Here is a 14,491-nt window from a genome sequence, read left to right on the forward strand (position 1 = left end):
AATTCGGCGAAATCGTAGTGCACGCCTAATTGCTGGCTCATCGCGACAATCGGCGGTCGCAGGCATTCCGCCCCTGTGTCGCCATAGGCGCGCACCAAACTGCCCGCGCTCAGCTTGATGGCTGCATACCCGTAAATGAATTAGGCATATGTCCATGCCAGAGGGGAAGCTCAAGTAGCTGAATGGGAAAGTGAAATTTTGTGAAAATAGTCACATTCTTCAATACTTGATTTATAGTAGTGGCTGGGGGTCCGCGGTCCACGGCTATACAAGCAAATGCTGGAAAACGCTTGAGCCATTGATGGAGTTAGGAGCCCATCTGATGTCCATACAAGGGGAATTCCATCATGAATCATGTCTATCGCCTGTGCTGGAATCGATCCAGCGCACAGTGGGTTCCGGCGTGTGAGTTTGCTCGCAGCACCTCGCCCGCGCCTTCCCGTGCAAAGCTAATGGGTCCTCGTACGGCATGGTTTTCGGTACTGGCGATGTACTTGGGTATGACCGGGCTGGCGTGCGCCAGCGCAACGGGTGGGCAGATCACGGCAGGCTCGGGCCAGATCACCCAGAGCGGAAACACCACGACGATCCAGCAGAGCAGCCAGAACCTTTCGCTGAACTGGCAAAGCTTCAACATCGGATCCAATCAGACTGTTGATTTTGTGCAGCCGGGTTCGAGTTCGATTGCGGTCAATCGCATTCTTGGCAGTACGGGCAGCACGATCCTCGGGCATCTCAATGCCAATGGTCAGGTCTGGCTGATCAATCCGAATGGCATCATCTTCGGGAAGGGCGCGCAGGTGAATGTCGGCGGCTTGGTCGCTTCCACGCTGGACGTCAACGATAGCGACCTCGGCTCCAACACACGTACCTTCAGCGGTAACGGCAAGGGCAGCGTGGTCAACCAGGGCACGCTGAACGCGGCCGACGGCGGTTACATCGCGCTGCTGGGCAACCAGGTATCCAACCAGGGGGTGGTCAGTGCGCGGCTCGGTACGGTCGCGCTCGGTGCCGGCTCGGCCGAAACACTCACCTTCCAGGGCAACCAGCTACTGCACCTGCAGGTGGACCAGAGCACGCTGGACAACCTGGCCGAAAACCGCCAGATCATCCAGGCAGATGGTGGCCAGGTGATCATGACCGCCGGCGCCAAAGATGCGCTGTTGGCCAGCCTGGTCAACAACACCGGCGTGGTGCGCGCGCAGACGGTGGAAAACCACAACGGCACCATCACCCTGCTCGGCGGCATGGCTTCGGGCACCGTGAATGTCGGTGGCACGCTCGACGCCAGCGCGCCGAACGGCGGCAACGGCGGCTCGATTGAAACCTCGGCGGCCAACTTCAAGTTGGCCAGCAGTGCATTGATCACGGCCGGTGCGAAAGCCGGCAAAGCGGGCACCTGGCTGGTCGATCCCACCGACCTCGATATCAACCCCGGCGATGAGACTGCGCTCGATGCCGCACTGAACGGCGGGACTAGCGTCACGCTCACCACCTCGGCTACCGGTGCGCCAACAGGCGGCTTCGGTACGCCGGTGACCAGCGGGACCACCGCCGGCGATATCAACGTCAATACGGATATCGCCTGGACCAATGCGGCTGCCAGCCTGACGCTGTCGGCGTATCACGGCATCGCGGTCAATGACACCATCACCGGCGCTGGCGGCTTGAACCTGACCGCTGCCACGGGCCCGATCAGCATCAACGCTGCCACCCAGGCGGACACGGGCGTAACGATGAACACGGCGGCGGGTGCGATCAACGTCGGCGCCGCGGTGAACAGCGCGGCCACGGTGGCGATGCATGCGATCGGCGGCAACCTCGCCATCGCCGCGGGCGGATCGGTCACCGGCGGCACGGGCGCCACGCTCGGCACCAGCGCGAACTTCACCAACGCGGCGGGCGCCGCGGCGGTGACGACGACGGCCGGCAACTGGTTGATCTATTCGACCAATCCCACACTGGATACGGCCGGTGGCCTCACACCCAGCTTCGTCCAGTACAACGCGCCATTCGGCACGGCCGCGCTGGGCACTGGCAATGGCTTTCTGTACAGCCTCGCGCCGACCATCACGATTACCGGCCTGACCGGTAATGTCGCCAAGACCTACGACGGCACCACCGCCGCTACGCTTGCCCTCGGCAATGTCACCACCAGCGGCCTGGTCAACGGCGATGCGCTCAATGCCCTGGCATTGTCGGGCACCTACGCCTCATCGAATGCGGCCACGGGCATCAGCGTGACCAGTGCGGCCAGCCCGACGTCATTCAGTGTCACCACGACGGGCGGCCTTACCGCTTACGGCTACCAGTTCGCCGCAGGCGCCAAGAGCGCGAATATCGGCACCATCAACCCGTTGCAACTGATCGGCACCATTGTCGGCAATCCAACCAAGGTCTACGACGGCACCACCACGGCGACGTTAAATTCATCGAACTACAGCTTCAATTTCGTGGCCGGGCAGGGCGCGACGGTAAGCCAGCCCAGCTCGGTCGCCTATGCCGGTGTCGATGCGGGCCCTGAGACCATCACGGCCACGCTCCGACCGACCAACTTCACCGCCAACGCCGGCACCAATTTCGCCAACTACATCCTGCCGACCACCGCGACCGGTCCGGGCACCATCACGCAGGCGCCGCTGAATATCCTCAATCTGCTGGCAACCGACAAGGTTTACGACGGCACGACCACCGACGCGCTCAACACGACCAATGCAGCGCTGAGCGGCGTGATTCCCGTCGATAACGGCAACGTCACGTTGAATGCTGCCGGTGCTACGGGAGATTTCAGCCAGGCCAATGTCGGCAACAATCTCACCGTCATCGCCAACCTCGCCACCTTCAGCATTGGCGGTAGCGCGGCAAACAACTACATGTTGCTCGCCCCACAAGGCCTGAGCGCGGACATTACGCCGAAGGCGCTGACGGTGATCGATGCCACCGCCGCCAACAAGATCTACGACGGCACCACCACCGCGGCCCTCGACGTGAGCGGGGCAACTCTGTCGGGCTTGGTCGCCGGCGACACCACGGTAACGCTGGCCGATGGCAGCGCCGCCGGCAGCTTCAGCCAGTCCGACGTCGGCAACGCCCTGACCGTTACCACCTCCGGTTTCAACCTCGCCGGCACAGGCACAGGCAACTACACCCTTTCGCAGCTTGTGCTGACCGCCAACATCACGCCGAAGATGCTGACGATCGCCCTCGATTCCGCCAACGCACCTACCAAGATCTACGACGGTACCGATGCCGCCAACCTGACTACCGGCAACTTTGACGTTAGCGGATTTATCGCCGGCCAGAGCGTCTCCGTTGCGCAGGCGTCGGGCACGTACAACAGCCAGAATGTGCTGGATGCGACGACGGTCACGACCGCGTTGCAGGCGTCCGACTTTGCGGTTGGCTCAGGCACGAAGCTTTCCAACTACAGCTTCCCCGCGACCGTTAGCGGCGCCGGCTCGATCACCCCGGCACCGCTGGACACGGCCATCGTCAACAATCCGACCAAGACCTACGACGGCAACAACACGGCCACGCTGACGCAGAACAACCTGGGCTTGAGTGGCGCGATCGGTAGCGAACAGATCACCGTCAATAACGGGACGTATTCCGGTGCTTACGCCACGGTCAACGTCGGCACGCAAAACGTAACAGCCACGCTCACTGCCGGTAATCTGACGTTCGCCAACGGTGCCATAGCATCGAACTACATCCTGCCGCTGGTATTCAACGGCCTCGGCACCATCGTTCCGGCGCCCCTCGGCATTTCCGCAAGCATCAATGGCGCGACCAAGGTCTACGACGGCACCACCGATATCACCCTGTTGCCGGGCAATTTTGTTCTGTCCGGCTTTGTGAACGGCGACAGCGCCGTGATCAACCAGAATATCGACGGCACGTTCGCCAACAAGAATGCCGGCACGGGCATCGCGCTCACTGCCACCCTGGCGGAGGCCGACTTCAATTTTGCCCCGGGCAGCGATCCGGGCGACTACACCTATCCGGTGATCGCTTATGGCACGGGCTCGATCACGCAACGGCCGCTGACCGTCACACTCGGCAGCATCACCAAGGTCTATGACGGCACCAGTAGCGCGCAACTGAACTCGGCCAATTTCACCGTCGCTACCGGCGTGGCCGGCGAAAGCTTCACCATCACGCCGACGGCAGCGTTCAACTACAACACGCCCAACGTCAGCGCCACGACGGTGAGCGGCACGCTCACCGGCAACAACTACACCGGCACGGGTGGCGCACTGAAGTCCAACTACGTTCTGGATTACGCGCCGACCGGCTCCGGCACGATCACCCCGGCGCCGCTGTTCATCACCGGCGTCTACGGCACCGACAAGGTGTACGACACCACCAACGCCGATCCTTTGAATGTCACCAACGCTGCGCTGGCGGGGCTGGTCGATACCGATGCGGGCGACGTGACCCTGTCGACTTCCGGTAATTCGGGCCAGTTCGGGCAAGTGAATGTCGGCACAGGCCTGACCGTGACCGCGAGCGGCTTCACGATCAGCGGCACGCAGGCCGGCAACTACAACCTGATGCAGCCGACCGGCCTGTTCGCCAACATCACGGCCAAGTCCATCACGGTTACTGGCGTCACCGCCGAAAACAAGCCCTACGACGCGACCAACACCGCCACGCTGGATACCGCTGCGGCCGCGCTGAGCGGCGTGTTTGCCCAGGATACGGCGAACGTCGATCTGTCGACGATCGGTACCGGCGTGTTCAACAACGTCAACGCCGGCAATCGACTGGTCAACACCAGTGGCTTTGCCATCGGCGGCACAGCTTCGGGTAATTACACACTGGTGCAGCCGGGCCCACTGGCTGCCACGATCACTCCGCGGCAGCTGACCGCAAACATCACCGGCACGCCGACCAAGGCTTACGACGGCAGCAACTCGGCCACGTTGACTGCCGCTGATTACACGCTTGGCGGCTTCGTTGCCGGCCAGGGCGCGACCGTCCCGCAATCGGCGACCGCCAACTATGCGTCGCCCAATGCCGGCAACAATCTGGAGGTCGATTCGACCCTGGTTTCATCGGACTTCCTGGCGAACTCGGGTACCAACCTGGCCAACTACGTCCTGCCGACCAGCGGCCAGGGCTTCAATGGCGTGATTACGCCGTACGTGCTCAACCTCAGCGGCACCCGCGTGTACGACGCCCTGACCGACGCCAACGGCAATCTGTTCGGCACGCTCACCGGCCTCAACGGTGACACCTTGACCGTCGATGGGTCCGGCGTGACCGGCAGCAAGAACGTAGGCACCTATACCGCCGCGTCTGCCGCGCCCGCCAATTTCCAGCTGGGCAGTCTGGGGCTGGTCTCGGCCGGGAACGGAGCAATCGCCACCAACTACACCTTGGTGGGGGGAACCGACAAATTCGTCATCACCAAGGCCACGTTGACCGTGATCGACGGCTCCGCCGCGAACAAGATCTACGACGGCACCACCGCCGCCGTCATCAGCGGTGCCCAGCTCAGCGGCGTGCTGCTCAGCGATGTCGTGACGCTCACCAATCCGACCAAGGGCACGTTCAATAGCAAAAACGTGAACGCGACCAGCGTGACGACCGCCGCTGGCATCAGTGGCACGGATTCCGGCAATTACAACCTGGTGCAGCAGAGCGGCATCCCCGCGACGATCTCGCCGCTGGCCATCACCATCATTGCCACCGGTGCCAACAAGATCTATGACGGCACCACGGCGGATCCCGGCCTGACCGTGGGTCTGTCGCCATCGACGCCGCTGGCAACGGGTGACACGTTGACCTACACCTTCGGCTCGGTGGCCTTCGCCGATCCGAATGTCAACAACGGCATCCTCATCAACGTCGCCAACACCGCTGCCCACGGCGCTGCGGTCACCGCCGGCGACTACACCTTCAACACCAGCGCAGTGACCGCGGCGAACATCACGCCGCGCCCGATCACGCTGAACTCGACCCGTCTTTATGACGGCACAACCGATGCCGATGCCAGCCTGTTCACCGTGAACACCGGCGTCGCGGGCCAGGCACTGACGCTCACCGGCAGCGGTGTGCTGGACGGCAAGGATGTCGGCACGCAGGCTTTCAATAGTCTCGGTACGCTGGCGCTGGTCAGTGGTACCGGATCGGCCAGCAATTACACGCTGTCGCCATTTACTTCCGACAGCGTGACGATCAACCCGTTGATCATCAATCTTGATGGCACCCGCGTATACGACGGTATGACCGATGCCAACGGCGCCGATTTCGGCACGATCAATACCGGCATCGGTAGCGAGTCCCTGACCGTTGGCGGCACCGGCACCACGGGCAGCAAAAACGTCGGCACCTATACCGCGGCGGGCACCGCGCCAAATACCCTGGCGCTGGGCACGCTCGGCCTGGTCGGCGGCGCCGGCACCGATGCCAACGACTACACGCTGGTCGGCGGTACTGACGCGTATCACATCACCCCGTTGGCGATTTCGTTGGCCACGACCGCACCGAACAAGACCTACGACGGCACCGATACCGCGACCGTGACCTTCACCGATACCGGTGTGCTGCCGGGCGACACGATCAACTTCAGCGGTGGCCCGTCGACCTTCGCGACGCCTAACGCCGGCAACGGCATCACCGTGACGACCGACAACATCGTCGCCAGCGGTGCCGATGCAAGCAATTACAGCTTCAGCAATACCTCGACCACCACGGCCGACATTCTGCCGAAGTTGATCACGCTGAACTCGACGCGGCCCTACGACGGCACCACAGGCGCCGACGCCAGCCTGTTTACCACCGGCGGCACACTCGCCACCGGCGTCATGGGCCAGACCTTGACGTTGACCGGCAGCGGCGTGCTGGACAGCAAGAACGCGGGCCTGGAGGACTTCGCCAACTTGGGTTCGCTGACGTTGGGTGGCAACAACGGCAGTCTTGCCAGCAACTACACGCTGGGGACCGGTGCGGGCGATACGGTCGACGTTACGCCGCTGAATATCACCGTCAGCGCGGCAGCGGCGAACAAGGTTTACGACGGCACCAGCACCGCGGCGGTCACGCTGACCGGCAACGGTGTGATCGCGGGCGATAATCTGAGCTTCACCGACAGCTCGGCGAATTTCGTCAATCCGAACGTCGTGGGCAACGAAACCGTCAACGTGCTCGGCATCGCCGGCAGCGGTACGGACCTGGCCAACTACAACATCCTCAACACCAGCGCGACGGCCACGGCGATGATCACGCCGGTGCCGATCGTGCTGCAGTCGACACGCGTCTACGACGGCCTGCCCGACGCGGCTGCCAGTCTGTTCCTCACCGGCGGTACGCTGGCTGGCATTCCGGGGCAGACGCTTACACTGACCGGCAGCGGCGTGCTGACCACCAAGAATGTAGGCAGCCAGCAGCCGTTCCAGAGCCTCGGCACGCTGGCGCTGGGCAACGGTACGGGTACCGCCAGCAATTACACACTGAGCCCGATCAGCAACGACTGGGTCACCATCACTCCGCTGGCGATCAACATCACGGCCACCGGCAGCAACAAGACCTACGACGGCAGCAACGCCGCGACAGTCGCCCTGACCGGCAATGGCGTGCTGCCGGGCGATCAGCTCAGCTTTACCGACGGCTCGGCCACGTTTGCCTCACCCAACGCCGGCAACGGCATTGCGATCGCGGTGAGCGGCATCAGCGGCAGCGGTGCGGACCTCGGTAATTACACCTTCAACAACACCGCGACCACGGCGGCCAACATCACTCCAGCCATTCTCAATCTCAGCGGCACGCGCACTTACGATGGCGCCACCGACGCCAGCGCCAATCTGTTCGGCAACAGCGGCGTGCTGACCGGCGTCAACGGCGAAACGCTGACCTTGAGCGGCACTGGCGTGGTTTCCACCAAGAACGTCGGTACGAACCTGCCGTTCGCCCCGGGTGGCCTGGCTGGCTTCACCCTCACAGGCGACGGCAGCGCACTGGCCAGCAACTACACCTTCATCGGTGGCACCGATACGTTGACGATTACCCCGGCGCTGCTGCAGGTGATCGGCACGGTCGGCACCAACCGCGTCTACAACGGCCTCACCGGCGACACGCTCAGCGGCTCGATGCTGTCCGGTCTGTTCGGCAACGATGCGGTCGCACTGGGCAACGACACCGCCGGCACATTCGACAGCAAGAACGTCGGCAACAACAAGCCGATCACCACCGCGATGACTATCAGCGGCGCCGATGCGGGCAATTACATCCTGGTGCAGCCGACCGGCATCACCGCCAACGTCACGCCGCTGGGCATCACGGTCAACGCCATCGGCAAGAACAAGCAGTTCGACGGCAACAGCAACGCGACCGTCACGCTGAACACTACCGGCGTGCTGCCGGGCGATGCGGTGGGCTTCAACTACCTCACCGCGTTGTTCTCCGATCCCAATGTCGGCAACAACAAGTCGATTGCCGTGAACGGCATCACCGACACCGGCGCGGATGCCGGCAACTACGTGGTGCTCGATCCGGATACCACCACCACTGCCAACATCACCAATGCGACCGGCAACAGCGCCGTCAACGGCGCGATCGCACAGGCACAGTCGCTGTTGTGGCCGCACGCCATCGCCACGCCTTATGGCACGGCGACGACGGATACGGTGAGCGATTACACCGGCAATCACAAAAAGAACCAGGACCAGACACAGCCGATCGAACCCAACGTCAAGCGTTCGGACTTCCGTCCCGGCATCGCGCTCAAGGTGATCGATGGTGGCGTGCGGCTGCCGACGGATGCACCGCTGTGAGCTGGCGACACGACAGTTTGCGGGACGCAGCGTCACGCGACGCCCGTTCCGGTTTTTCTCTCCCTTCGGCTTCCGGCATTTTGCTATGACTACGCGCTCCACCTTTCCGCCCCTCTCCGCGCTCGGCCTGGCGTGCCTGTTCGCTACCGGCGCAGTGCAGGCGCAGTCCCGGCCGCCGGACAGCGGCCAGATCCTGCAGCAGCAGACGCCACGCACGGCCACGCCGACTCCGTCGTCGAACACGGGGTTAACCATCCAAAGGCCGGCCGAAAGTGCGGCGGACAGTAATGTGCCGTTCCAGGTGACGAAGATCGAAATCACCGGCAACACGCTGGTGTCGACCGATCTGCTGCACCGGCAGGTCGCCTCCAGCGAAGGCCAGACGCTGACGCTCACGCAACTCAACGTGCTGGCTGCGCGCATCACGCAGGTCTACCACCAGCTCGGCTATCCGCTGGACAGCGCGTACGTTCCGGCGCAGACGCTGAGCGGCGGCGTGGTGCGCATCGCGGTAGTGGAAGCGCGCTACGGCACGGTCAGCCTGGACAACCAGAGCACCGTGTCCGACCACCCGTTGCGTGCCACGCTGTCCCCATTGTCGCCGGGCGCGCCGGTGGAGCAGGGCTCGCTCGATCGCAGCCTGCTGCTGCTGTCGGATATTCCGGGCGTGATCGTCAGTTCGGTGCTGCGTCCCGGCACCACGGCGGGTACGTCCGATCTCGCGGTAACCGCCACCCCGGCACCGCGCTATTCCGGCACCGTCGGGCTGGACAATTTCGGCAACACCTATACCGGTCGCGCGCGCTTCACCGGCACCTTCGATATCAACAGCCTGCTGCATCAGGGCGACGTACTCGACCTCAACGCGATTACCTCCGGCGCCGACATGAGCTACGGCCGGGTTGGCTACAAGTACCTGCTCAATGGCCAGGGCACGACGATCGGTGCCTCGGTGTCGGCACTGAGCTACCGGCTCGGCAACGGCCTGCAGGATCTGCACGCGCACGGCACCGCGCAGGTGCAGAGCATCTATCTCTCGCAGCCGATCATCCGCAGCGCAACGAGCAATCTCTACGGCCAGATCGAGTTCGACCACAAGCGACTGAACGACGATGTCGATGTGACTGCGATCGACACCAATCGCCATACCGATTCGTGGACTGCCACGCTGGCCGGCGACCATATCGACGACCATGGCAATTTCAACTACATGGTCAGCGCCACCCACGGCGATCTGAGGTTCGACAACGACCTGGCGCAGTTCATCGATGCGATCAGCGCCAATACGGCGGGCAGCTACAACCGTTACAACCTGTCCGTGTCGCGGTTGCAGACGCTAAGCACCAACAATGCGCTGTATGTCGGCTTCACCGACCAGTGGGCCAGCAAGAACCTGGACTCTTCTGAACAGTTCTTCCTGGGCGGACCGAACACGGTGCGCGGCTACGATGTCGGCGAACTCACCGGCGCGCAGGGCAACCTGGTGACGATCGAGTTTCGTCATCACCTGGAGCTGTCCTGGCCCGGCGCATGGCAGGTCAGCGGCTTTGTCGACAGCGGCCATGTCGAGCCGTACAAGACCACCTTTGTCCCTGGCCCGAACAGCGCTCGCATGAACAGCGCTGGCCTCGGCCTGAACTGGAACGGTCCCAACAACTGGCTTGTCAACGCCAGCATCTCGGTTCCGGTCGGCAACACCCCGGCGCTGCTCAACGAAGAATATTCCACCCGATTCTGGTTGCAGGTGCAGAAGGGTTTTGCGTTCTGAGTGGCCCGCCATGATGTGATCGGCCTGACAGGCCTGCGCGGGTTGGCAGGTCTGTTTTTATTGAGTCATCTACGCAGCACCGATCAGGTAGACGCAGGCGTGATACAGCCGTCTGCAGCACACGCTTCTTTGCCGATAGCGGTCACGTGCAGCCGTCCAGGGCCAGCGTTTCCGGCATCGCGCTCACGGTTCGCCTAATCGCGCGCGCAGTGATGGATCGAGACTCCAGGTCGGGTGATCGCGATGGAATTGCAGCAGGCGGCGCTGCGCTTCAGTGTCGTTGTGTTGCGCGAACAGCGCATTGATCTTGGCGAGTTCCTGCGCAGGCGTATCGCTCGGCTGTTTGGCGGTGTCCGTTTGATTCACTGACGATGAGAATGCGGGTGCCGGCGCGGGTGCCGGCATCGGCGCTGATCTGCCCGCAATGATGATGGATGGTTCGGGTGACGGAGTGGCCATCACTACTGGCGCAGCATCAGACGGAATATCCGCAATGGCGGGAGCGGGCGCAGGTGCTGGCACCGGGGTAGCTGGTGGCGGACTTGGTGCGGGTGGGGCCGCTGGCCGCGCGATGGTTGTGGCGCTGAACGCGACGATGTTCGCATTCGTCGGGGCGGGCTGCGCAAGAGCAGTCTGCATTTTCTCTGGTTGCAACGTCGATGAATTTCCCGATGTATAAGCCTCGTGGCTTGGCGATACCGGTGCGCTAGAAGACATTTCTTCGAGAGGTGGCGGCATGCTGGCCACGCGCGATTGCATGGCAACGGCTTTTTCAGCGACCGCGCGGGGCGATTTGCGTATCGCGTTGGAGACGATACTTGAATCGATAGTTCTCGCGCGCGGCTTTACGGGTTCGGTGGGATGCACCACTGGCGTGCGCAAACTTTCTTGTGCCGCCACGACTGCACTGGCGACCGGCGCCATCGGAGTACCCTCGCGCGCGGCAGGCACAACTGTCGAAGCCGCGGGTACGGCAGCCCGATAGTCCGCACCGTCCGCGGCGGTCGAAGCGCTGTTCGGCATTTCGCTCATATGCCACGCCACGCCGGCCACCAGCACCAGCGTAGCCGCAGTGGCCAAACCGATCAGCCAGCGCGGCGCGGCTTTCCTTGGGCGAGCAGCGCCAATCGGTGTAACCACATCGGACGCATTTTTTGGAGCTGCATACGTCGCCGCTGAAGCTTCGGCATGAAGGCGCTGCTCACTCTGTTGTGTCTCGGATGCGATGGCTGCTGCTGCGGCAAGCCGCACTGCGGCATCAAGCGCCGGGCCCGGTTCGCTTCGCGGCAGCTGGCGATAAAGCGCCGACAGCTCCGCTTCGCCGGGTAGCGCGTCGTCCGGTTCCATCGGGTCTTGCGGTGGCAGATGCGTGGTCATTCGGAGAGTACTTCGCGTAATCGATTCATGGCATAGCGCAGGCGCGACTTGACCGTCTCGCGGCCGGTGCCGGTCACCGAGGCGATTTCCTCCAGACTCAATTCCTGTTCCATACGCAGAAGAATGACTTCACGCTGCTCGTCGGGCAACCGGTCGATCGCATGCTGCAGGTTGCGACGACGCTCGAAGTTGGACAGCGCGTGCTCGGGCTGTTCGCGTTCGGGCATCGCCACGTTGGATAGCGCAGCCTCCGCTTCGTCGCCGACGGCCATCGGTTTTTGCCGACGCAGGCTGTCCACGATCAGGTTGTGCGCGATCTGCAGCAGCCAGGTGCTGAATTTCGCCTGTGGCTGATAGCTCGCGCGTGCGTTAATCACACGGCTCCAGGTTTCCTGAAAAAGTTCGTCGGTGCGATGTGGATCGCGCAGGCTGCGAAGCAGGTAGCGGTATAGCGTGCCTCGGTGTCGCGCATACAAGGTTTCGAACGCGACGAGATCGCCGCGCGCGTAGGCAAGCATCAGCATTGCATCGGGGTCGACCGCCACATCCATGGCGGTCGAGGTTAATCCTACGGCGCGGTGCGGGGAAGCGTTTGCCGAAAACGACATCATTACGGGTTCTGGAGAGCGGCGGCGATCGGAGAATAGCGATCCCGATATCGCCGCCGTGCCTGCGAGTCAGCTACTCAGCGCGCGGCCGTGGCAGCTTCCACCTGCGTGCGCGTCGACAGTCCATCAGCCAGGTTCACCAGCTGTACGAAACCGGCGCGATAGCCGTTGGCATCGTCGCCGCGCGCGCCAGCCGCCAGCATCGCGATCTGCGCATAGCCGTAGCCGTCCAGATATTTGCCGCCGCGCAGTGCATCGGCGAATGCGGCCACGGCCGCGGCATAGCGCAAACGGCTACTCGCGGTAGTTTGTGGCTGAGCTGCGATCGGCGTTTCGATCAACCGGCTTTGCGACTGGTCGGGCAGCTTGTAGCGCAAGCGCAGAAAGGCCAGTTCGCCGCTACGCGTGGCGGAAGGCTTTTGTTCGCCATCTTGCGCGTAGCGCAGCGGATCGATACGACCAGCGTCCGAGCTTTTGGGTGTGATCTCATAGATGGCGGTGACGTTGGCGCCGGCACCAATTTCACCGGCATCGACCTTGTCGTTGTTGAAATCCTCACGCTTGAGCATGCGCTTCTCGTAACCGATCAGACGGTATTCCTGCACTTGTGTGGGGTTGAATTCGACCTGGATTTTCACGTCCTTGGCAATCGTCAACAAAGTGGATGACATCTCATCGACCAAAACACGGCGTCCTTCCTGCAGGCTGTCGATGTAGTGGTGACTGCCGTTGCCGGCATCGGCCAGCATCACGCCCATCGCGTCGTTGTAGTTGCCTTCGCCGAAGCCGAGTGTGGTGAGCGTAATGCCGGTTTTCCGTTTGTCCTCGATCTTGGTTTTCAGCGCGTCTTCGCTGACGGTGCCGACATTGAAGTCGCCATCGGTGGAAAGGATGACCCGATTCACGCCGCCCTTGATGAAACCCTGCTCGGCCTGGGCGTAGGCCATGTCGATACCGGCGCCGCCGTTGGTCGAACCGTAGGCCTGGAGGCTATCAATGGCAGCATCGATCGTGGCGTGCTGATCGCCGGGCGTGGAGGGCAGGGCAATGCCGGCAGTACCCGCATACGTGACGATGGCCACGCGATCCTGCTTGCGCAGCTCGCGCACCAGCTGCTTGAGTGATGCCTGCAGCAGCGGCAGCTTGGCTGGCTCGTTCATCGAGCCGGAGGTATCGATGAGGAAGACCAGGTTGGATGGGGGAATCTCTTCCTTCGGCACGCGGTAGCCCTGGATGCCGACCAGCAGCAGCTGTCGTTTGGCGTTCCACGGCGCTGGCGCCAGCTCGGTGGTGACGCTGAAAGGCTGCTCGCGACTGGCCGGCGGCGTATAGCCGTAGTCGAAGTAGTTGATGAATTCCTCGGCGCGCACCGCATCGGCCGGCGGCAACTGCCCCTCGTTCAACATGCGTCGCACGTTGGTGTACGAGCCGGTGTCGACATCGATGCTGAAGGTCGACACCGGCTGTTCGCTGACCAGCTGCACGGAATTGGTATCGCGGTGCGTGTAATTCTCGCGGTCGATGTCGCCCGGCATCGGCTGCAGCGGCATGTAGCCGATACGCATCGCGTTGCCGCCGGTGATCCGCATCGCCATGGCGGGGGCTGGCGCCGGCATCGACATTTCCTGGATCGGCATGGGCGGCGTAGGCGCAGGCATGGGTGCAGGCATCATCGGCAGGGTCTTTCTTTGAAGAGCGTTAACGGCCAGAGCCTCGCTATGTGAGCTTGTCGAGGCGTGTACCGCCGTGGTCGCCATGGCCGACGGCTGCGGTGTCGTGGATGACTGTCCTGATGAATCCGCCGGTGTCTTAGGCTGGGTTTGTTGTGGATGGGATGGCGGCGGCGTGGGCAGCGCCGGCTTGTCCGGTTGGGGCTTTGATACGTCGCAGCCGGCCAGCCATACCAGCAGGGCGACCAGCAGACTGCATAACAGGGTTTTCAGATTCATGGGACGGGTCCT

At 62.9% G+C, this 14,491-nt stretch carries 5 protein-coding genes; 2 read left to right on the forward strand and 3 right to left on the reverse strand.

Features of this window, described 5'->3' with window-relative positions:
* The first annotated feature begins 347 nt into the window (after positions 1-347).
* Both HDE80_RS07160 and HDE80_RS07165 read left to right on the forward strand, forming a co-directional pair.
* Positions 348-8,777 (forward strand): YDG domain-containing protein, encoded by an 8,430-nt coding sequence (locus tag HDE80_RS07160; RefSeq protein ID WP_221437465.1) that lies wholly within the window; start codon positions 348-350, stop codon positions 8,775-8,777.
* A gap of 85 nt (positions 8,778-8,862) precedes the next feature.
* Positions 8,863-10,545 carry a ShlB/FhaC/HecB family hemolysin secretion/activation protein gene (locus HDE80_RS07165; RefSeq protein ID WP_184669301.1) on the forward strand — a complete coding sequence of 561 codons (1,683 nt, stop codon included), beginning with the start codon at positions 8,863-8,865 and terminating at the stop codon, positions 10,543-10,545.
* A gap of 183 nt (positions 10,546-10,728) precedes the next feature.
* On the opposite strand, the gene HDE80_RS07170 is transcribed toward HDE80_RS07165, so the two are convergent.
* From HDE80_RS07170 to HDE80_RS07180, 3 genes are all read right to left on the reverse strand, one after another.
* On the reverse strand, positions 10,729-11,922 hold the full coding sequence (locus HDE80_RS07170; protein ID WP_184669303.1) for a hypothetical protein: 1,194 nt from the start codon (positions 11,920-11,922) through the stop codon (positions 10,729-10,731).
* A complete protein-coding gene (locus HDE80_RS07175; RefSeq protein ID WP_184669305.1) occupies positions 11,919-12,473 on the reverse strand; it encodes an RNA polymerase sigma factor in 555 nt (184 codons plus the stop codon). Before HDE80_RS07175 ends, HDE80_RS07170 begins: the two co-directional genes overlap by 4 nt.
* Positions 12,474-12,607: 134 nt before the next feature.
* Positions 12,608-14,479, reverse strand: coding sequence for a VWA domain-containing protein (locus HDE80_RS07180; protein WP_184669307.1), 1,872 nt, complete (start codon positions 14,477-14,479; stop codon positions 12,608-12,610).
* Positions 14,480-14,491 lie beyond the last annotated feature (12 nt).

Origin of the sequence: Rhodanobacter sp. A1T4, from assembly GCF_014207185.1 — a bacterium.
Taxonomy (GTDB): Bacteria; Pseudomonadota; Gammaproteobacteria; order Xanthomonadales; family Rhodanobacteraceae; genus Rhodanobacter.